At 34.9% G+C, this 18478-nt stretch carries 22 protein-coding genes; 19 read left to right on the forward strand and 3 right to left on the reverse strand.

The features are described from left to right. The first annotated feature begins 214 nt into the window (after window positions 1-214). The 9 genes from NF27_RS08680 (at window position 215) to NF27_RS08720 (ending at window position 6944) form a co-directional block, all read left to right on the forward strand. Entirely contained in the window at window positions 215-1630 is a 1416-nt protein-coding gene (locus NF27_RS08680) for a DASS family sodium-coupled anion symporter (protein ID WP_039458401.1), read from the forward strand. A gap of 88 nt (window positions 1631-1718) precedes the next feature. Beyond that, window positions 1719-2579: a flagellar motor stator protein MotA gene (gene motA, locus NF27_RS08685; RefSeq protein ID WP_039458403.1), complete on the forward strand. Its 861-nt coding sequence runs from the start codon at window positions 1719-1721 to the stop codon at window positions 2577-2579. A gap of 2 nt (window positions 2580-2581) precedes the next feature. Next, the gene (locus tag NF27_RS08690; RefSeq protein ID WP_053332726.1) at window positions 2582-3544 is read left to right on the forward strand and encodes a flagellar motor protein MotB; all 963 of its coding nucleotides are present in this window, start codon (window positions 2582-2584) and stop codon (window positions 3542-3544) included. A gap of 122 nt (window positions 3545-3666) precedes the next feature. Beyond that, window positions 3667-4218: a NifU family protein gene (locus tag NF27_RS08695; RefSeq protein ID WP_039458404.1), complete on the forward strand. Its 552-nt coding sequence runs from the start codon at window positions 3667-3669 to the stop codon at window positions 4216-4218. A 109-nt stretch (window positions 4219-4327) separates the two neighbouring features. Continuing rightward, window positions 4328-5218: a methyltransferase domain-containing protein gene (locus NF27_RS08700; RefSeq protein WP_053332727.1), complete on the forward strand. Its 891-nt coding sequence runs from the start codon at window positions 4328-4330 to the stop codon at window positions 5216-5218. A 118-nt stretch (window positions 5219-5336) separates the two neighbouring features. Next, window positions 5337-5681 carry a preprotein translocase subunit YajC gene (yajC, locus tag NF27_RS08705; RefSeq protein ID WP_039458406.1) on the forward strand — a complete coding sequence of 115 codons (345 nt, stop codon included), beginning with the start codon at window positions 5337-5339 and terminating at the stop codon, window positions 5679-5681. Window positions 5682-5689: 8 nt separating this feature from the next. After that, window positions 5690-6031 carry a ferredoxin family 2Fe-2S iron-sulfur cluster binding protein gene (locus NF27_RS08710; RefSeq protein ID WP_039458408.1) on the forward strand — a complete coding sequence of 114 codons (342 nt, stop codon included), beginning with the start codon at window positions 5690-5692 and terminating at the stop codon, window positions 6029-6031. Window position 6032: 1 nt separating this feature from the next. Beyond that, window positions 6033-6398 carry an NADH-quinone oxidoreductase subunit A gene (locus NF27_RS08715; RefSeq protein ID WP_039458409.1) on the forward strand — a complete coding sequence of 122 codons (366 nt, stop codon included), beginning with the start codon at window positions 6033-6035 and terminating at the stop codon, window positions 6396-6398. A gap of 30 nt (window positions 6399-6428) precedes the next feature. Next, window positions 6429-6944: a NuoB/complex I 20 kDa subunit family protein gene (locus tag NF27_RS08720; RefSeq protein ID WP_458692790.1), complete on the forward strand. Its 516-nt coding sequence runs from the start codon at window positions 6429-6431 to the stop codon at window positions 6942-6944. A 459-nt stretch (window positions 6945-7403) separates the two neighbouring features. Here NF27_RS08720 and NF27_RS08725 read toward each other — a convergent pair whose 3' ends face one another. The 3 genes from NF27_RS08725 to mscL are packed head-to-tail and all read right to left on the reverse strand — an operon-like array spanning window position 7404 to window position 8691. Next, a complete protein-coding gene (locus NF27_RS08725; RefSeq protein WP_039458413.1) occupies window positions 7404-7826 on the reverse strand; it encodes a GNAT family N-acetyltransferase in 423 nt (140 codons plus the stop codon). Continuing rightward, entirely contained in the window at window positions 7823-8314 is a 492-nt protein-coding gene (locus tag NF27_RS08730; RefSeq protein ID WP_039458415.1) for a GyrI-like domain-containing protein, read from the reverse strand. Before NF27_RS08730 ends, NF27_RS08725 begins: the two co-directional genes overlap by 4 nt. Beyond that, the gene (mscL, locus tag NF27_RS08735; RefSeq protein ID WP_053332728.1) at window positions 8311-8691 is read right to left on the reverse strand and encodes a large conductance mechanosensitive channel protein MscL; all 381 of its coding nucleotides are present in this window, start codon (window positions 8689-8691) and stop codon (window positions 8311-8313) included. The genes NF27_RS08730 and mscL overlap by 4 nt, the downstream gene beginning before the upstream one ends. Window positions 8692-8919: 228 nt before the next feature. On the opposite strand from mscL, the gene NF27_RS08740 reads away from it, so the two are divergent. The 10 genes from NF27_RS08740 (at window position 8920) to NF27_RS08785 (ending at window position 18361) form a co-directional block, all read left to right on the forward strand. After that, window positions 8920-9570 carry a CatB-related O-acetyltransferase gene (locus tag NF27_RS08740; RefSeq protein WP_039458418.1) on the forward strand — a complete coding sequence of 217 codons (651 nt, stop codon included), beginning with the start codon at window positions 8920-8922 and terminating at the stop codon, window positions 9568-9570. Window positions 9571-9665: 95 nt separating this feature from the next. Next, a complete protein-coding gene (locus NF27_RS08745; protein ID WP_039458420.1) occupies window positions 9666-10391 on the forward strand; it encodes a nucleotidyltransferase domain-containing protein in 726 nt (241 codons plus the stop codon). Between the two features lie 92 nt (window positions 10392-10483). After that, on the forward strand, window positions 10484-11971 hold the full coding sequence (locus tag NF27_RS08750) for an ankyrin repeat domain-containing protein (protein ID WP_039458423.1): 1488 nt from the start codon (window positions 10484-10486) through the stop codon (window positions 11969-11971). A gap of 251 nt (window positions 11972-12222) precedes the next feature. Then, window positions 12223-13203, forward strand: coding sequence for a KpsF/GutQ family sugar-phosphate isomerase (locus tag NF27_RS08755; protein WP_152606893.1), 981 nt, complete (start codon window positions 12223-12225; stop codon window positions 13201-13203). 3 nt (window positions 13204-13206) lie between these two features. Then, entirely contained in the window at window positions 13207-13782 is a 576-nt protein-coding gene (gene lptC, locus NF27_RS08760) for an LPS export ABC transporter periplasmic protein LptC (protein WP_039458426.1), read from the forward strand. 4 nt (window positions 13783-13786) lie between these two features. Continuing rightward, the gene (gene rlmB, locus NF27_RS08765) at window positions 13787-14536 is read left to right on the forward strand and encodes a 23S rRNA (guanosine(2251)-2'-O)-methyltransferase RlmB (RefSeq protein WP_039458428.1); all 750 of its coding nucleotides are present in this window, start codon (window positions 13787-13789) and stop codon (window positions 14534-14536) included. A gap of 190 nt (window positions 14537-14726) precedes the next feature. Continuing rightward, the gene (locus tag NF27_RS08770) at window positions 14727-16625 is read left to right on the forward strand and encodes a HAMP domain-containing sensor histidine kinase (protein WP_039458430.1); all 1899 of its coding nucleotides are present in this window, start codon (window positions 14727-14729) and stop codon (window positions 16623-16625) included. A gap of 115 nt (window positions 16626-16740) precedes the next feature. Next, the gene (locus tag NF27_RS08775) at window positions 16741-16935 is read left to right on the forward strand and encodes a hypothetical protein (RefSeq protein ID WP_039458432.1); all 195 of its coding nucleotides are present in this window, start codon (window positions 16741-16743) and stop codon (window positions 16933-16935) included. A gap of 15 nt (window positions 16936-16950) precedes the next feature. Next, window positions 16951-18141, forward strand: a complete 1191-nt coding sequence (locus NF27_RS08780) for a hypothetical protein (protein WP_039458434.1) — start codon at window positions 16951-16953, stop codon at window positions 18139-18141. Window positions 18142-18145: 4 nt separating this feature from the next. Next, window positions 18146-18361 (forward strand): hypothetical protein, encoded by a 216-nt coding sequence (locus NF27_RS08785; RefSeq protein WP_053332729.1) that lies wholly within the window; start codon window positions 18146-18148, stop codon window positions 18359-18361. The last annotated feature ends 117 nt before the right edge of the window (window positions 18362-18478 follow it).

Raw genomic sequence — 18478 nt, forward strand, 5'->3', positions numbered from 1 at the left:
TATTGCAAGCTTTTATCGAATTACCGAAGATTTTTGTGGGAATTAATGCCTGGAAAGTGCGTGAAAACGTAGGATAGAGTTATCAGGCAAATTGTTATTTATATCACTAAATAAATAGGATTCAAGGTAATTATTTTCTTATTTTACCGCTGGATTTTTTGATATTTTTTGGTATATTTTGCATTAAATTAAAAAATGCATATGGTTTTTACTCATGAGCTCAAGTAATATTAACCTCAAGCAAGTGCTGCTGATATTCATTTTAGGAGCAGTGCTTTGGAATGTTCCTGCACCGACCGGAGTCGATCTTAAAGCTTGGCACCTGTTCGGGATTTTTATAACTACTATTATTGCCATAATTTTAAACCCTATGCCGATCGGAGCCATAGCGTTATTCAGTATTTTAGTATGTATAATTACTCATACTCTGACTCTCCATCAGGCGCTCTCCGCTTTCAGTATAGACATAGCTTGGCTTGTAGTGTTTGCTTTCTTTATATCAAGGGGATTTATTAAAACAGGTTTAGGTAAGCGGATAGCTTACTACTTTATTTCTAAGATCGGTAAAAGTACCTTAGGATTATCATATGGCTTAGTATTAACCGACTTTATACTTTCTCCGATGATTCCAAGCGTAACGGCAAGAGGCGGGGGAATAATATTTCCGATTGCAAAAGCATTATCCGATGAATATGAAAAGAATAACCCTTCCAGGAAGGATAAAAACCACAGCGGCGGGTTTTTGATACAGGTTTGCTTCCAATCGAACGTAGTTACCAGTGCCATGTTCTTAACTGCAATGGCAGGAAACCCTTTGGTTCTTAAACTTGCGCCGCAGTTCGGTATAGATATATCTTGGGAAACTTGGGCATTGGGCGCAATTGTTCCGGGGATAATAAGCTTGCTCCTTATTCCTTTAGTGATTTATCTTATTTATCCGCCTAGTGTTAAAAGCACTGAAAATGCTCCCCGCCTTGCTAAGCAGGCTTTAAAAGAAATGGGTAAAATCACTAAGCATGAAGTAGTAATGCTTTTAACTTTTATATTATTAATTACGCTTTGGATTTTAGATTATAGGATCGGGTTTAATGCAACTACCACTGCGTTACTCGGTTTTTGTATATTGATAATTTCCGGGGTATTAAGCTGGAATGATGCCTTAAGCGAAAAAGGAGCCTGGGATACTTTGACCTGGTTCGGTACGCTTGTAATGATGTCGGGTTTTTTAAAAGAATTCGGCATAATGGCATGGATCGGCGTGCAAATGGAACACCTGGTTGCAGGCAAAGGCATGATGCTGACAATGGTGGTAATAGGATTGCTATATTTCTATGTTCATTACTTCTTTGCGAGTATTACTGCTAAGATTACCGTGCTTTATAGTACATTTTTAATGTTACTGATCAGTGCAGGCGTACCGAAGTTGGTTTCCGCATTAGCGCTCGCTTATTTTTCCTCGCTTGCCGCAGGTTTGACTCACTATGGAATCAGCTCAGCTCCTGTTTTCTTCGGGGCAGGTTACTTTAATACTAAAACTTGGTGGAAGGTCGGATTTTTGGTAAGTTTGGTTAATTTGGCGGTTTGGGCGACTATCGGCTCGGCATGGTGGTATGCTTTAGGCTGGTGGTAAAAATATAATTTTTCTAATTCAATACTTTACCTGGCCGAAATATTATATAATACTAATTCTTAAGGGTGTATTTAATATTTCGGCAACGGTGTTTCAATTAGGCATAATTATAGTAATACTATCACTAGTTATCGGCTTTATAGGCGGAGGTGGTAATATTTTAGTTTTAATCCATCCGTTTGAAGCTTTAATTATTCTCGGTACTGCAATTGGTTCTTTTATTATATCCAATTCTAAAACTTCACTGACATTAGCATTCACCAATATTCATAAAGTTACAAAAAGAGAACCTTATTCAAAAGAAGATTATGTTGAGTTGCTCTCATTTTTATTCAATTTACTTAAATACTCTAAATCAAATTCTAAAATGGATTTAGAGACTCAAATTGAATACCCTGAAAAAAGTTTTCTATTTAAACGCTTTAAAAAAATTTTTGATGATAAGCAGGTTACCACCTTTATCTCCGACTATATGCGTCTAATAGTACTAGGGTTTGAAAACCCTTATGAATTGCAACAAATGATGGAAGATGAATTATTTGAGAAAAAAATACAAGGTCAAAACCTTGCTTCCTGCTTTAATAGGTTAGGGGATAGCTTACCCGGGCTCGGAATAATCGCCGCCGTACTTGGAGTAATTAATGCAATGGCATCAATTGCAGCTGACCCGAGCGTGCTCGGAAGGAAAATTGCCGCAGCCCTTATAGGCACATTCTTAGGTGTATTTTTATCATATGGAATAATATCCCCAATCGGTGCGTTTTTCGAAGGCTATACCAATGAAGAAGTAAAATTTCTGGAGTGCATAAAAGCAGCAATTGTTTCACATGCTAAGGGGCACCCTCCCACTATTTCCATTGAATGTGCCCGCCAGATTATCCCAGATCATTTAAAACCAAGCTTTATCGAACTTGAAAAAAGCTTGAAAAAGAACTTAATTGTGAGATAGGAATGCAAGAGAAAGATAAAGATAAAGATAAGGAAAAGGAAGAAACTAAAAAAGCCCCGATAATTATAAAGAAAGTGTTTGCCGCGCATCACGGGCACCATAGTGGAGCTTGGAAGGTGGCTTATGCAGATTTCGTGACTGCAATGATGGCTTTCTTTTTACTTATGTGGCTTTTAAATGCCGTTCCGACTGAAAAGTTAAAGGGTATTGCCGAATACTTTGATCCGACGATTGGAATTTCAGGGCAGCTAGGTGAAGGTTTTAAAGGTGGGTTTAGTTCAGCCGCGCAAAAAGAAGGATTAAAAGAGGAAGATAAAACTCAAGGATTTAAATACGGCGTAAAAAGCGTCGGTGATATTGTAACCGTAAAAAAAATCGGCACCGAAGCGAACTTAGAAGAACAAGAAAATCAAAGATATGAATTAGTTGAAGGTGAGTTAAATAAGTTAATTGAAAAAGATAAAAGCCTGCAGGACTATAAAAATTCATTACAGTTAGTTATTACCCCTGAAGGCTTAGAAATTAGGATTTTCGGACAAGACAAGCATCCTATGTTTAAACCCGGTAGTGCTGAGCTCACCGCTTTCACGGAAGTAATATTATTTAAAATTGCCAAGCTCATTCAATTTACCCCTAACTTCCTTCAATTATCGGGTTTTACCGATAGAACGGTAAATGATACGAATGGCGTATATACTAACTGGGAACTCTCTGCGGATAGGGCAAATGCAGCACGTAGATATTTGGTGCAAAGCGGGGTTCCTTCCGAGCAAATCGGAAGAGTAATTGGAAAAGCCGATACGGATCCGGCGGATCCGAATAACCCTTATGCTGAGAAAAACAGAAGGATTACTATTACACTACTTAGAAATTCAATAATGCCTTATAATAAAATTTCCGCACCTAAAGATTTAATCGGAACGCCTTCAAGGAATGATTTTGATGAAAGTGCGCGTGTAAAATAAGTATATTTTAAAGCTGTCAGTCTAAGGGGGTGGAAATTCAATCCAGCTTAATAAAAATAATTTTATTTTCATTTATATGATTAAAGAGTATCATTCCTCTAAAAAATTAATGAGTGAAAGTTATGTTTATACAGACACAAGAAACTCCTAACCCTCAAACTCTAAAATTTATTCCCGGGGTTCAAGTGTTAAAAGAAGGGACTCTTACCTATCATTCAGGTGAAGATTGTTCTACTTCTCCGCTCGCCGCTGCTCTACTTGATGTTGAAGGGGTAAAGGGGATATTTTTAACTGATAATTTTATCTCCGTTACAAAAGATCCGAGTGCTGATTGGAGTGTTTTAAAACCTATAGTACTTGCTTCCGTTATGGATCACTTTGTTGCACAAAAACCTGTGATAACGGAAAGCGCATTTAAAGCAGACGTTACGAGTGATGTGGAGGATGATGAAGCGGTAAAACAAATTAAAGAATTAATTGAGACCAGAGTAAGGCCGGCTGTAGCTAATGACGGCGGGGATATAATTTACAAAGGTTTTAAAGAAGGAGTGGTTTATGTTGAGTTGCATGGAGCTTGCTCAGGTTGCCCAAGTTCAACGCTTACCTTAAAAAGCGGTATTGAGAATATGCTCAAACATTATATACCTGAAGTTAAAGGGGTTGAATCGGTTTAAACGAGGAGAGTGGGCAACACTATATAAGCAGCCTGCTATTAGGAGCGGCTTACGCACTGCTTTTAAGCTCGCTATTCGATAAATTAATTAACTTACTTTAGGAGCTATAATGCCGCATACAAATCAGAAAATTACGGCTAATGAGGTTTCGGCGCTTATGTGTCCTGTCTGCGGCGGGGAAAAGCTCATCGGGTTTGAAAAATATTTAGGGTGTGCGAAAGGTCATATTTATGATAAAGCACGCCAGGGTTATGTGAATTTATTATCGGCCAATCAGAAAAACTCTAAAAACCCGGGTGATAACCGGATGATGGTGAAGAGCAGAGCAAAGTTTTTAAATGAAGGATATTACCAACCGATATCCAACACTTTAAATATGTTAATTACTAATGAATACTTAAAACCGGTAAAAGATAACTTTCATATAGCTGATATCGGCTGCGGAGAGGGGTACTATTTATCTAATTTAAAACAGCATTTAGACAGCCATTTAAAAGTAAAAGCAAATTACTATGGAATTGATATTTCAAAAGAGGCGATAAAATTAGCTGCCGGGCATAATAAAGGGATTTTATGGTGTGTAGGGAGCGCAATTAAGCTACCCCTTCAAGAAAAGACAATAGATATAGCACTTTCCGTATTTGCCCCGCTTTATTTAAATGAATATCATAGGGTGCTTGCCGACATGGGCAGGTTAATTACTGTTACGCCTTCTACCCTACATTTAATAGAAATGAGAAATATATTATTTTCCTCTATTACCGAAAAAGAAAAAGATAAATTAGTAAAAAAAGCAGAAGAATATTTTACACTTGAAAATTGTTTACCTCTTACCTTTAAATGCCGGATCGGCGTGCAGGAAGATATAGAAAGCCTGCTTGCTATGACTCCTTTTTATTTTAAATCGGGAGGTGAGAAAAAAGCAGAGCTACTTTCATTAAAAGAATTAACCGTGACGGTAGATGTAAAAATATCAGTTTTTAAAAAGCGAGGCGAATAAACCGGCTAACAGCTATTTTTAAACTCCATGAATATATGCTCTCTTATCCAAATTACTTGCATTAACTTTTCGGTTAAATTAATATACCGAAAAATTTAAATTTAAAGTAGGATATATAATGAGTTTATTTTCAGTAGCTTTTGCAGCGGATGCAACATCAGCAGCAACTCAGCAGCCTTCAATGCTCACCAGTTTTGCTCCCCTTGTTTTAATCATGGTGGTATTTTATTTTCTCCTTATTCGCCCGCAGCAAAAGAAAATGAAAGAGCATCAAGGGATGCTTAATAAAATCAGTAAAGGTGATAAAATAGTGACCTCAGGCGGAATTTTCGGGCAAGTTGTTAAAGTTGAAGAAAACAGCAACTATTTGGTTGTAGAAATTGCAGAAAACGTTAAAGTAAAAATTAAAAGAGAAAGCGTTTCTGAAGTTATAAATGAGCAAAACGCATTAAAAGCTGCTTAAGGGATAAGATGCCTAAAATTAATTTTATTGTTAATGATGGAACTACCAAAACTATAGATGCGCCCTTAGGGCTCTCATTACTTGAGGTTGCTCATCAAAATGATATTGATTTAGAGGGAGCATGCGACGGTTCGCTTGCGTGCTCAACCTGCCACGTTATTGTGGATAAAGAGTTCTATGATATGTTACCCGAACCTTCTGAAGCTGAAGAAGATATGCTCGATTTAGCATTCGGGCTTACCCGTACTTCAAGACTTGGATGTCAAATAATCGTGAGTGAAGATTTGGAAGGGTTAACGGTAACTTTACCGTCGGCGACAAGAAACATTATGGTTGATAAGAAGAGCTAGTATGCAACATATTCTAACAGATTATTTACCGATCTTACTTTTTTTAATACTAGCAGGAGGCTTGGCGTTTATAATGTCTATTCTGCCTTTTTTGCTTGCTACACTGCGAGGCGACAGTGAAAAATTATCTTCCTATGAGTGCGGATTTGAAGCATTTGATGCTCCCAGGAGTAAATTTGACGTTAGGTTCTATTTAGTTTCAATTTTGTTTATAATTTTTGACCTTGAAATTGCTTTTCTTTTTCCGTGGGCGATAGTTATAAGAGATATCGGGTTGCTCGGCTTTTGGTCAATGATAATTTTTTTAGTAGTGCTGACCATAGGTTTCATATATGAATGGAAAAAAGGCGCATTAGATTGGGAATAAAAGGGAGTAGAAAAAGTGACGTTAAGACCTATACCACCTGGAATTGAACAAGATGCTCTGCTTAATCAGGTTACTGATGAAATAAGTGACCGCGGTTTTGTTATAGCTCAGCTCGATAAGTTAGTAAACTGGGCGAGAACCGGTTCGCTTTGGCCGATGACTTTCGGGCTTGCCTGTTGTGCAGTCGAGATGATGCATGTTGCTGCCAGCCGTTATGATCTTGATAGGTTTGGGCTTATATTCAGGCCTTCGCCAAGGCAATCGGACGTGATGATTGTTGCAGGAACGCTGACCAATAAAATGGCACCTGCGCTGAGGAAAGTTTATGATCAGATGCCTGAACCGAGATATGTAATTTCTATGGGAAGCTGTGCAAATGGCGGAGGGTATTACCACTATTCTTATTCGGTTGTGAGGGGGTGCGATAGGATTGTGCCCGTTGATGTTTATGTTCCCGGCTGCCCGCCTACAGCTGAGGCATTGCTTTACGGAATCCTTCAATTACAAAGAAAGATTAAAAGAACCGGAAAAGTTTTTGTTCGCTAATAAAGCCTTCATATTATAAGTTATAGTAAGAAGCACGCGCCTATCTGCCATTTATGGCGAGTGTGCTTTATAAATGGCTATGTCATTTATACGTAAACTTAGTTTGTTTTTATAGTTCAACTATGCTCTCTATATGGAGGATATTCAACTTAATTTACTGCATATAGCATTGGTAATCTTTTCCTTATATTCGTTTACATCAAGAATTATAGCCAATTAAGTTGAATACCTTACACATTTATTTTGATAGATTTTAATTACCCTAATGACTTCTTTTCTGAAACTACTTAAATAATAATAGCGCACCCCTCCACCCCCCTTTAAAGGGGCAGCGCTCATAAAAATCATTTAATAATTTTTATGTATCTTTACTTTGTTATAAAGCACCCGGGTTGAATAAATGCTATTGTATGATTTATAACTTAATTTACTATATTTCTTTTTGTTCAGATTCAAAAATCATAACCCCTTCTTTAAAAATATGCATTTAGAATTATAAGAATAACCTGCCCGCTCGAAATCACGTTCATATCCAAGTTTTTCATAAAAACTCGAAGCCGCTTGAAAGCTTAAAGTAGTAACGGTTGCTAAATTACAGCCGACTTCACATCCATAGCTATGCACTCTTTCCATTAGCATTTTACCGAGCCCTTTATTTCTATACTCGGGATCAACCCAGAGTTGATCAGTATAAATTGCTCCGTAAATGACCGAACCGTTACAGCCTGCAATAATTTTTTCCCCATTTACTTTTATAAAAAAAGCAAACGGGTAAGCTTCTTCACTTATTCCATATTTATTTGCTTCCTCATTAATTTTTCTTGTAAGAAAGTCAATATCTTCACCGGAAGGAGATAAAGTTTGTTCAATTATATATGTCATGACTTGATCCCTATATAAACATCAACTATAGTGTTATTCGGATCTTTGCTTCTTGCATCATAAATTTCAAAATCCGCCTGATAGTTGCGTATCCCGCCTAAATCAGCTCCCGACATTTGCCAAATTTGTTGCCAGGCATTTATAACCACATTAGGCATAGCTCCCGATTGCGTAGTAAATTTTACATATGTTTGCGCAGGAATAGTATAGATATCCCATCCTTTCGATATATTATAGTAAGAAGTTACCTCTTCACCGATAAAGTAAGAATACTCCCCGTCCATATCACTTTCATATTCCGCATATAAACAAATTGTCGTACCAGGATTCTTCCGATCAGCTATTTTACTGGCAATTCGATTTTTAAAATATCGCTCAATAGTTGTCCTTATTTTTGCAGTGCTCGAATTAAATTCAGCTTTATTACTTGTCCTTACTTTAATGCCAACCAACTTTATCTCATCTTGTGTAACTTTTGTTCTTTTCATGTTCCGTCCTTTTTGAGATTTCTGCTATCTTGCGGTGCTAATGAATAATGTAAACGGTTTACTTGCTTAATTACCAGAAAAATTACAGCTGAAGAAATTAAGAATTTGATGACATAATTAATAAATATTCCATAGGCTACCACCGGTGCTCCTGCATCTTTAGCAGACCTGAGGCTATCATAATGCTTTCCGTTAAGAGCTATAAAGTAATTGGAGAAATCAATCCCTGCCGTCAACCAGCCGACTATCGGCATAATTATATCTCCTACCAGAGAATTTAGCATATTGTTGAAGGTAGCACCTATCATAATCCCGGCTGCAAGCTCAAATACATTGCCACGAGAAATAAAAGCTTTAAATTCTTCTATAAATGCCATTATTTACTCATATAATGTTTAAAGTTAAGTTAATTATATTTAATCCATAGTTTAAATCAACCTAGAGATGAAATAATTAAGGTAATTAAAGTCTTATCAAAATAAATGTGTAAAGTATTCAACTTAATTGACTATAAATTTTATTAACACCTGTAAAATAACCTTTGCCTTGACAAAAAACAATATTTTATGCAGCTATAAATAAAAAGTTGAAGAAGTATTATTAAAATGAACCCGTTTAAAAGTTATCGTAATTCAATTGTAATTAAGGATCATATTAGATCTAAACATATAACCGCCGGCGACTATTCCTATTATTCAGGATATTATTACGGAAAGCCTTTTGAAGATTGCGTAATGTATTTGGATGAAGGAGACAATCTCCATGAGCTAGGTACCACCGATCAACTTATTATTGGCAAATTTTGTTCAATTGCTACCGGTGTAAAATTTATGATGGGCGGCACGCAAGGGCATAACTATAATTGGATTGCTGCGTATCCTTTAGATGAGTTTGATGACGACTTCGACGGTTATACCGAGATTCCTCCTAAGGCTCACCGGTCAAAAGGTGATGCGGTTATCGGCAATGATGTTTGGATCGGAGCGGAAGTGCTTATTATGGGGGGAGTGAAAATTGCTGACGGGGCAGTGATAGGAGCAAGGTCGGTAGTCACTAAAGATGTCGGAGCTTATGAAATTTGGGCAGGAAACCCGAGTCGCTTAATTAAGAAGCGATTTAATGATAAAGATATTGAAAAATTACTCGAAATTAAGTGGTGGGATTGGGATCTTGCTACCCTGAAGCAAAACTTAAATTCTTTAAGAACTAGTGATGTGGAAGCCTTATGGAGTAAATTTAAAGAGGGAGGGTTGTAAGCATAATTTTATTTGCGCTTATGAAAAAGCCGGGTTTAAGGCTGTGAAACAAGAGACTGATTTAAGTGTGGTATGGATGATCAAGGAACGTAATGATGCGTAAAAAACCACTAAGTGTAATCAAAAAGTTAATCGATAAGCGCTATAGTGATGCAAAAGCAGTCTTTTGGGGAGGCTCCGTTTCACGCGGGCTAGGTACTAATACTTCCGATTTGGATATTATCATAGTTTATGAGCAGATATCTAGTTCTTACCGAGAGGCTTTTATCTATGAAAATTGGCCAATCGATGCCTTTATTCATGACCCTGAAACTTTGGGAGTATTATTTAAAAAGATAAAGGAAATAGGGATATGTGGTACTATGGAAATGATTATAAACGGAAAAGAAATAATGCTTGAGTCAAATTTCTCAAAACGCATTAAGGATTCTACCCGAGAAAAATTTGATCTTAAACCCTTAGCCTGGGAAAAGAAAGAAATTGATAATGAGCGTTTTTTAATCACTGATTTACTTGATGATATTCTTTATCCCAATTCACGTGCAGAACAGATTGCTTCCACTGCCAAGCTTTATGAGCAGCTGGCACGCTTTTATTTTAGAGCGCAAAATAAATGGAGTGCAAGCGGGAAATCAATTTTGCGTTATTTAGAAAAAGATAATTCTAATATTGCTTATGAATATTCACATGCGTTTGAAAAAGCGTTTCAAGGTGGGGATGTTCAGGATTTAAAAAACTTAGTCACTAAACTGCTTGCTCCATATGGCGGATTACTTTGGGATGGTTTTAGGTTTGATATACCGAAAGCTAAAATCATATAAAGATAAATATTTATAAAAATTTAACTTCCAATGTAATTTAGTTTTATCTATTTGTATGCTTTTTGCAAAGCTATATAGATAAAGAGGAAAGGATGGGTAGAAAAAAAAGCCATAAATCAAATAATACTACTTATAAAAATAGAGAAGATAAAAAAGAAGAGCTCCCGTTTGCAAATAATGAAAACGTAAAATTTTTTATGTTGGCGGCGCTTAATGGAGTAAGGAGGAAAGGGATAGTTTCCCTTAAAGGAAGCGAAGTTAGGGGATTGGAAGAGATATTTTCTGCTGAAATAAGCGCAAAATTAAGAGACAGAGGTAATAATATAAACGGATTAAAAAATCTGTTTTTAAACTTCCGATTAAGAAATGAAGACAAAAAAATGTTTATAAGAAATTTTTTACTTAATGAGAATAAAATTGGTAGTCCGTGCCCTAATAGAGAAGCGGTAATAAACCTGTTACTTAGTAAAGGATGTGAAGGAAATGCAGCTTTGATAACAAAGGAAGCCCCTCTTGAAGTCATTAGGCAGCTGATACGACATGGAGTTAATGTTAACAGCATTACACCTTCATATTACACTCCGTTGCATGCAGCGGTAGAATCATGTGATATTAATAAGATTACTTACTTATTAGAGGAAGGAGTAAAGTATAACTATTCGGATACAACCTTTGGTACTGCACTGCACCTAGCAATCAGAAAAGAAATTTTTACGAATAATAAACCTTATTATATAGCCCAATTTTTAATCAATGCTTTAAAGGAAAAAAAATTTGAGTGGAACACTAAAGACAATGACGGTAACAGTGTATTAGTCCTGGCTGCAAAAATGAGGACTTCCGAGCTTGTTGAAATGTTATGTTCCTTAAAAGAAAAAGGGCTAAATATTAATGAAAAGGATAAGGAAGGAAGAACAGCCCTTCATATAGCTTGTGCACTCGGTGATATAAGAGCTGCGCATGCTTTGATTGAAGCAGGTGCTGGTATTAACGTTGCGGATAATTGTAAAAGAACACCGTTACATTATGGGGTTTTGAGAAGTGAACTTGTTAGAAGTTTATTAAAAGAAGTGGGTATTAACCCAGAAAGGGATGAAAAAGCTCTTAGTAATTTTTTCCAAATGTCGAATGGGCAAAATTTTGAACGTCCGGGTGGAAATGTTTTCGTCAAAAAAAGTCGGTTAATAATTTTTGAAACAGGATGTTTTGAGGAAAAATATATTAAAAAATTTTACAGTGATGAGCAAATAAAGTTTCAAATTAGTATACTAACCGGAAGCTCATTAATTAATGCATGTATGTTCGGGCATGAGAAGGTGGTAGATCTTTTGCTTGATTATGGGGCAAATCGTAATGCTTGTAATATTAATAACAATACGCCCGTTCAAATTATAAAGAGAGATAAGGAGAAAGGTGCAGAGATAGATAAGGTAGCAGCAAACTTAATTGAAAAAGTATTAACAAGAGATAAGGATAGAGAGTTGGGTGAAGAAGGCAGTTTTGCTCCCGATAGAGGTAAGATGCTTTGGACAGAGCATATCAGAAGGCAAAAATATATAGAATATAAAGCCGAAAGATGAAGCAACTAAGCTATTATAATTATAAAAAAATAATACCTGAGTAAGGTTATGGGTTATTGTTAACGATTTGTTAACAATTGGTATGTGTATAATGAAATACATGAAGCGGGGGAGTCTATCAAGTAGATAGGAGGCTTCGTTTTAAAGTCAGGTGTTTTTTGGGGGAGAAGCTCCTGACTTTATTCATTTATTTATCATACAATATTTTTATGCTATACTGCCAAAAATTTTACAGATAAAAAAAGGCAGTCGTGAATATCCAAGATATTAATCAATTTAAATTATCTGATGAAAATATAGCCCGCCAAGTGATTAAAGGCGAGATCCAAGGGCTTCAGGATCTATTATCGGAAATTAACCAGAACTTTACTAATATCATTGATGAAATATATGCTATTACCGGTAGAGTAATTGTAAGCGGTATGGGGAAAAGCGGACACATAGCGCGGAAAATTGCTGCAACTCTTGCTTCTACGGGCACGCCTGCAATATATATTCATCCCGCCGAGGCAGGTCATGGCGATCTCGGTATGATAACCGTTAACGATATTGTAATTTTACTTTCTAATTCAGGGGAGACTCCGGAGCTTGCTCCCATCATTGATTATTGTAAACGATTTTCAATAAAAATTATTGGTATCAGCAGAAAGAAATGCTCAACCCTTTCAAATGCCGCCTTTATTCCCGTAGTGCTGCCTGCAACGCCAGAAGCTTGTGATATAATGGCTCCTACTACTTCTGCAGTTATGATGATGGCATACGGTGATGCTATAGCAGTTGCATTATATAAAAGACGAGGTTTTACCGATTCCGATTATAGAGTGTTCCATCCGGGGGGAAACATCGGAGCCAAATTATTAAGGCTCAAAGATTTAATGCATAAGGATAAAGAAATTCCGTTAATTAATTATAATGAAACTGCTTTTGAAGCAATATTAACTATGACAAGCAGGAGGTTAGGATGCGTCGGCGTATTAAATGAAGTCGGCTTACTTATGGGGATTATTACCGATGGGGATCTAAGGAGAAATATGGATTTAAATTTTAAACAAACTAAAGTGACTATGGTAATGACTGCTGATCCTATTACCCTGCATGAGGATAAGTTAGCCTCGGAAGCTTTAGGAATTATGAATTTAAAAAGCATTACAGTAATATTTATAGTAAATGATGAAAATAAACCTGTAGGGGTTATTCATATACATGATCTTTTAAGGGCTGGTGTTGTTTAGAATATGGAAAAAAAATACAGTTTAGCAGTTAAGGTTTTAAAAAGAATGCTGGTAGTTTTAGTGGCTATTCTATTGTTTAGCATCATGATATTACCCTCATTTTTAAAAAATAACGATAGAGTAAAATTAAATAGTATAAGTAATGAAGAATTAGACACTCTTTCTTCTAATGAAATGGTTAATCCGAATTTACACGGCCAGGATAAAAACGGTAGGCCTTATATACTTACGGCAAAAAGCGGTTATAAAACAAATGATAATATAATTAAATTATCCGACATAACAGGTAAGCTTAGAATTGAGGGTGAGCATAAATACTACGCTTTATCTTCTAAAAACGGAGAATATAAGCAAAATTCTGATTTAATACATTTATGTGGTGATATAGTACTTATAAACCAGGGTGGGTATACGGCGACTACTCAGGAAGCGGTAATTAATTATAAGAAAGGAAGTGCTTATACCATAACTCCTATTCATATTGAAGGTAAAGATTTGCGTTTAGAGGCCGGTAATTTTGAGATGCCTTCAGCTAATGTTTTAATATTTAAAAATAATGTAAAAGTTTTGATAAAATAAAATTATGATAAAAACAAGAAAGAATAAATTAAATAAAGATTATTGGATTTATGGGAAACATACGGTTTTAGCCGCGTTAGCCAATTTTAGAAGAAAGATTTATGAGTTGCTTATAACTCAAGAAACATATAATGAAATAAAATCGACAATCCCCTGCAAAATAGCCGCCAAGATAGTTGAAAGATACGAAATCGACAAAATATTAGGGGGTAATCAAGTGCACCAGGGGGTTATCTTAAAAACAAATCCTCTTGAGCAACCTAATTTAAAAGATTTTTTAAATCTAAGTAAGAATGAAATTTCTACTATTGTTATTATAGATAAAATTAACGACCCGCAAAACTTAGGGGCGATTTTAAGATCAAGTGCAGCTTTCGATGCAGATGCCGTAATTATTACAAAAGAAAACTCAGTAAGAGAAACAGCGGTTTCAGCTAAAGCTTCTTGCGGGGCTATTGAAAATATACCGCTTATATCGGTAACTAATATATCTGATGCTATAAAATTGCTTAAAAAGCATGAATTTTGGATTATCGGAATGGATGCAACCGGAGACAAAGGATTTGCTAAGGTGAATTCTTTTAAGAAAACCGGAATAATTTTCGGTAGTGAAGGGGAAGGGCTAAGAAAGTTAACTAAAGAAAACTGTGATTTTCTGATATCAATACCAATATCAAATAAAGTAGAAAGTCTAAACCTTTCAAATGCCGTTGCTATAAGTTTATTTGAACTTAATAAAAAAGAATTATATTAAAATAAAAGGTTGATTAAGTCGCTTATATGAACTTATCTGTTTATAATTATTTAAAAAACAATTTATGCATATTATATTTCTATAACCAATGCAACTATTTATTTTCTATATAAAGTTTTGAACATTTTCTATAAAAGAAATAAAAGAATTTTATATATATTAGTGATATCTTATTAAGGTAAAAATGTTGATGAAGGCCAAAAATTTATTTAACCTAAAAACTTTTAAAAGAAATGTATTAAATTTAACCAAGAGCTTCTCCCTTGCTAATCTTCATCTTCATTTCTCCGTATGCGTTGTAATCATAACCGTTTGTGTTTCAATCATTTTCGCAGTGTTAAAATATAAAGATTTTCAAAAAGAAAAAAATTATTATTTATTGGAGCAAAGCTATAAACTAAATATAGCTCTTTATGAAAAAATAAGTTTTGCTGAAAATATGGTTAAATTTTTGGCTGAAAAAATTATCCAAAGCGGTGATTACTCATATTCAAATATAGCTTTTTTACTAAAGCATCAAAGGGAAAATTTTAAGAAAGATACATTAGCATGGACATTAATTCATTATGTAAATCCTGAGCATTACATGGTGGTTGATAGTATAATGGGGGTAAGGCAGCAACCGATAAATTTAAGTTCAACGAAACGCTCTTGGATTGAAGCGGCATTTGAAGATCCATGGAAATTAAAATTTTCTAAGCCGGATTTCGGTTTAATTACTAGGCAAAGGGTGCTTTCCACAGCACTGGGAATGCAGGTTAAAAATAAATTTATAGGATATTTATCTATTGCAATTTATCTTGAAAAAATTTCAAAATCGTTGCAGTCGGTAGTTGATAAAAATGTCAGTTTCATTTTATTAGATACGGAAGGAAATTTTTTACTTGCATCAGACCCTGCTATTAATGAACAAAGTATTAAAATACCTGAAGCATTAAAGTACGAAGTTTTTAGGTTAAAACATTCAAATTCTTATCTTCTATCAAAACCTATCAAAATAGATAATCATATTTTTACCCTAAAAATGAATACGGAAAATTATCCTTTTATATTCTTAGTCGGTCAAGATACCGTAAATTATTATGAACAATTTAAGCAGGAAATAATTCCTCATATTATTAAAAATATAACCCTAGGGGTTGTTTTTATAACTATCTTGTTATTCCTGTCCTATATAGTTGTAAGGCCAATAATTGAACTAAGTAATGCCGCCGATAACATCAGTAAAGGGGCAAATGTAGAAATTCCTGAATATGAAGCCTTGGAATTAAATAACCTTGCTTCTCAGCTTGCGAATATTCAGAATATTACTAAGGATTTAAGGCTTAAACAAGCTGAGCTTACTAAAGCGAATGAAAACCTTCGTAATGCAAACGAATTTATTCAAAGTAATATGTCATTCTTAAGCCATGAATTAAGGAACCCGATTTCAAGTATAATAGGTTTTGCTAAGCTTTTAAAAAAGAAATTAAGCGATGCAGAGGATAAAGAGAATAGGGAATATACAGAATTTATTTATAATATCGCCGTACATCAGGATAAGCAAATAAATTTCTTCTTAAAGTTATTTGAATTTCAGGAGAGAGGGAAGAAACTTGAATATAAGGAAATTAACTTAACCGAAGTAATTCAAAGCAATATCAACATGGTTATGCACCATGCAAATAAGAAAGGAGTAAGAGTAATTTTAAATATAGCCTCCGATCTGCCTAATATGATAGGTGATGATATAATGATAGGGCAAATGGTACAGAATTTTGCAACAAACGGAGCTAAGTATAACAAGCAGGGCGGAAGTTTGGAAGTTAAGGCCTTTACTAGAGTTCATAATCGTAAGAAGGAAATTGTAATTCAATTTAAAGATACCGGAATTGGCATTGAAGAGAAAGATTTGCAAAAATTATTTAAAAAATTTGAGCGGATTCAGAATGATAGAAATGTAGGAGTTATGGGTTACGGATTAGGATTAGCATTTGCTAAAACTTGTATTATTGCTCACGACGGAGAAATTAATGTGGCAAGTGAGCCGGGTAAGGGAACTGTATTTGGTATATCTTTTCCTAGAGCGCGTATTGTTGAAAAATTATAGTTTCATCATATATACTAATATTTTTAAAAGTGTATTTATATTTTAATAATAAAAATATTATTATTTAAAGAAATACTTTATACCTTGGTTTGTAAATTGAATTTGAAAGGTAAATATGAAGCAAAGTTCAAGCTTAATGCGTGCGTTATCTGAGTTAGGATTTAACGGTTGGGATAAATATGATGCAGATTATTCTTACAAAGACGGGAACCCGCCTAAAATTGTTGAAACCTATTCGGCACAGGCTCAGCAAGAAGCGTTTATAAAGAATATGTATATTTCAGGTCTTTTTTCAAAGGAAAATATTTAGGAAAGTATAAATATTATGGGAGGATTTGAAGATCCTGTTTCTACTTTTAATTCAATTTGTACCCATCTTAACGGTGCAGGTGCATTTCAGCCTGGTTTTGAAAAATTTAAAGCCTCCGATATATTAAAAAATTTATTTTCTGAATCTTCGTTTGATAATCAAGATATTCAGGACTTTATTTTATATTGGACTCAAACTGCATTTAACAGAAAAGTTAACCAAGAGCGCGCTTCACTGGCTACAATGGATTGGATGCAGGCTAATGATTTAAAGAAAGATTATTTTGAAAATGCTAAGATAATGGGCTTAGTTACAGCTAAGGTACCGTTAGCCGAAAGCTACGATGAAACTTGGGTTTTGGGGTCAGCTGCACTTCCGTTAATATGGAAGATGGATAATCTTAAAAATACAAAAGAATTAAAAGGAGTTAATCTAGGATTTGAAAGGTTTTTAACCGGCAAAAGAGAGTTAAGTAATATGGGTGCCCTGGAAAGCCCCGGCTTTATTAAGAAAGTAGCTGATTTCATTGGAGTTAGATATATCGATGAACCTAATTCTTTTATAGAGAGGTCGGATGGTAGGCAGTATTTAAACTATGCTGAAGGTGAAACAAAGAAAGTTTATGAAAGTGATTTAGTAAGGTATATTTATCAAGATTGCTTTAATAAACCTTTGGATGAGCAAAATTTAATTGATGTGGCAGCTAGAGAAGGTACTGCCAGGCCGGATACCGGAGATACTATAAAAGCAGCTTTAAATAAGTTGATCCAAGAAGCGGAAGAAAAAGAAGAATTTAAAACAGGAAAGGAAATAATTATATTAATTACTTCTATACAGCCTCATATTGAAAGACAAAGAATCGGTGCTCAAAGGATTATTGATAATGAATTAAAAAATAAAGGTTTTGCACATATTAAAATTTCTACACATGCTCTGGCGCCGGAATTAAATGAACAAGTAGCTCTTGCTAATATATCAATTCTTCATTCTGATATGGCAACGCTAATTTCCGAACAATACTTAAAAATTACGGAAGGAAAAGAAGCTAAAAGAGATGCCAGCCATTTAATGTTCCAATCTAGACAACAATACTTAAAAGAAAATTTGCCGCCGATGCCTGAGCCTGTTTTATTAGGAGAGATGGTTAGGGAGGAATTTCCTTTAGAAATAGCTCTTAAAGAAGTCGGTAGTCATTTAAGTTTATAAAAATATGAGATTAAGCTGTAAAATTTTTTTAGAAAGAGGTAAGGTCGGAGGCAAGGATGCTTGGTGCTATATTAAAGTACCGAAGATTAAAGTACCGTTATATCTGAATCCTCGAAAAGGTGAAAAAATTAATCCGCAAAATTATGGAGAAGTTATTCTATCAGGGTGGGGTAAAAACCCGCCTCTTGAGATTGAAGAATTGATAAAAAGAAAATACTAAGTTTTAATAAGATATCAGATATTGAGTTGGCAAATAGTGCTTTTGGGCAGGGTTCTTTTACAGCTAAATTATTAAAAGAACGTAGGCAAATAAGTAGAGAGAGTGCTAAAGATTTTC

It is taken from the genome of Candidatus Jidaibacter acanthamoeba, assembly GCF_000815465.1.
Lineage (GTDB): Bacteria > Pseudomonadota > Alphaproteobacteria > Rickettsiales > Midichloriaceae > Jidaibacter > Jidaibacter acanthamoebae.

Bases quoted from the DNA above. Each gene is read 5' to 3' on its own strand.
- lptC (WP_039458426.1), top strand. From the start codon at position 13,207: ATGGAAAAAAAATACAGTTTAGCAGTTAAGGTTTTAAAAAGAATGCTG.
- yajC (WP_039458406.1), top strand. From the start codon at position 5,337: ATGAGTTTATTTTCAGTAGCTTTTGCAGCGGATGCAACATCAGCAGCA.
- NF27_RS08725 (WP_039458413.1), bottom strand. From the start codon at position 7,826: ATGACATATATAATTGAACAAACTTTATCTCCTTCCGGTGAAGATATT.
- NF27_RS08700 (WP_053332727.1), top strand. From the start codon at position 4,328: ATGCCGCATACAAATCAGAAAATTACGGCTAATGAGGTTTCGGCGCTT.
- NF27_RS08680 (WP_039458401.1), top strand. From the start codon at position 215: ATGAGCTCAAGTAATATTAACCTCAAGCAAGTGCTGCTGATATTCATT.
- NF27_RS08785 (WP_053332729.1), top strand. From the start codon at position 18,146: ATGAGATTAAGCTGTAAAATTTTTTTAGAAAGAGGTAAGGTCGGAGGC.
- NF27_RS08780 (WP_039458434.1), top strand. From the start codon at position 16,951: ATGGGAGGATTTGAAGATCCTGTTTCTACTTTTAATTCAATTTGTACC.
- NF27_RS08710 (WP_039458408.1), top strand. From the start codon at position 5,690: ATGCCTAAAATTAATTTTATTGTTAATGATGGAACTACCAAAACTATA.
- NF27_RS08750 (WP_039458423.1), top strand. From the start codon at position 10,484: ATGGGTAGAAAAAAAAGCCATAAATCAAATAATACTACTTATAAAAAT.
- NF27_RS08695 (WP_039458404.1), top strand. From the start codon at position 3,667: ATGTTTATACAGACACAAGAAACTCCTAACCCTCAAACTCTAAAATTT.
- NF27_RS08775 (WP_039458432.1), top strand. From the start codon at position 16,741: ATGAAGCAAAGTTCAAGCTTAATGCGTGCGTTATCTGAGTTAGGATTT.
- NF27_RS08715 (WP_039458409.1), top strand. From the start codon at position 6,033: ATGCAACATATTCTAACAGATTATTTACCGATCTTACTTTTTTTAATA.
- NF27_RS08745 (WP_039458420.1), top strand. From the start codon at position 9,666: ATGCGTAAAAAACCACTAAGTGTAATCAAAAAGTTAATCGATAAGCGC.
- NF27_RS08690 (WP_053332726.1), top strand. From the start codon at position 2,582: ATGCAAGAGAAAGATAAAGATAAAGATAAGGAAAAGGAAGAAACTAAA.
- NF27_RS08730 (WP_039458415.1), bottom strand. From the start codon at position 8,314: ATGAAAAGAACAAAAGTTACACAAGATGAGATAAAGTTGGTTGGCATT.
- NF27_RS08770 (WP_039458430.1), top strand. From the start codon at position 14,727: ATGAAGGCCAAAAATTTATTTAACCTAAAAACTTTTAAAAGAAATGTA.
- NF27_RS08740 (WP_039458418.1), top strand. From the start codon at position 8,920: ATGAACCCGTTTAAAAGTTATCGTAATTCAATTGTAATTAAGGATCAT.
- mscL (WP_053332728.1), bottom strand. From the start codon at position 8,691: ATGGCATTTATAGAAGAATTTAAAGCTTTTATTTCTCGTGGCAATGTA.
- rlmB (WP_039458428.1), top strand. From the start codon at position 13,787: ATGATAAAAACAAGAAAGAATAAATTAAATAAAGATTATTGGATTTAT.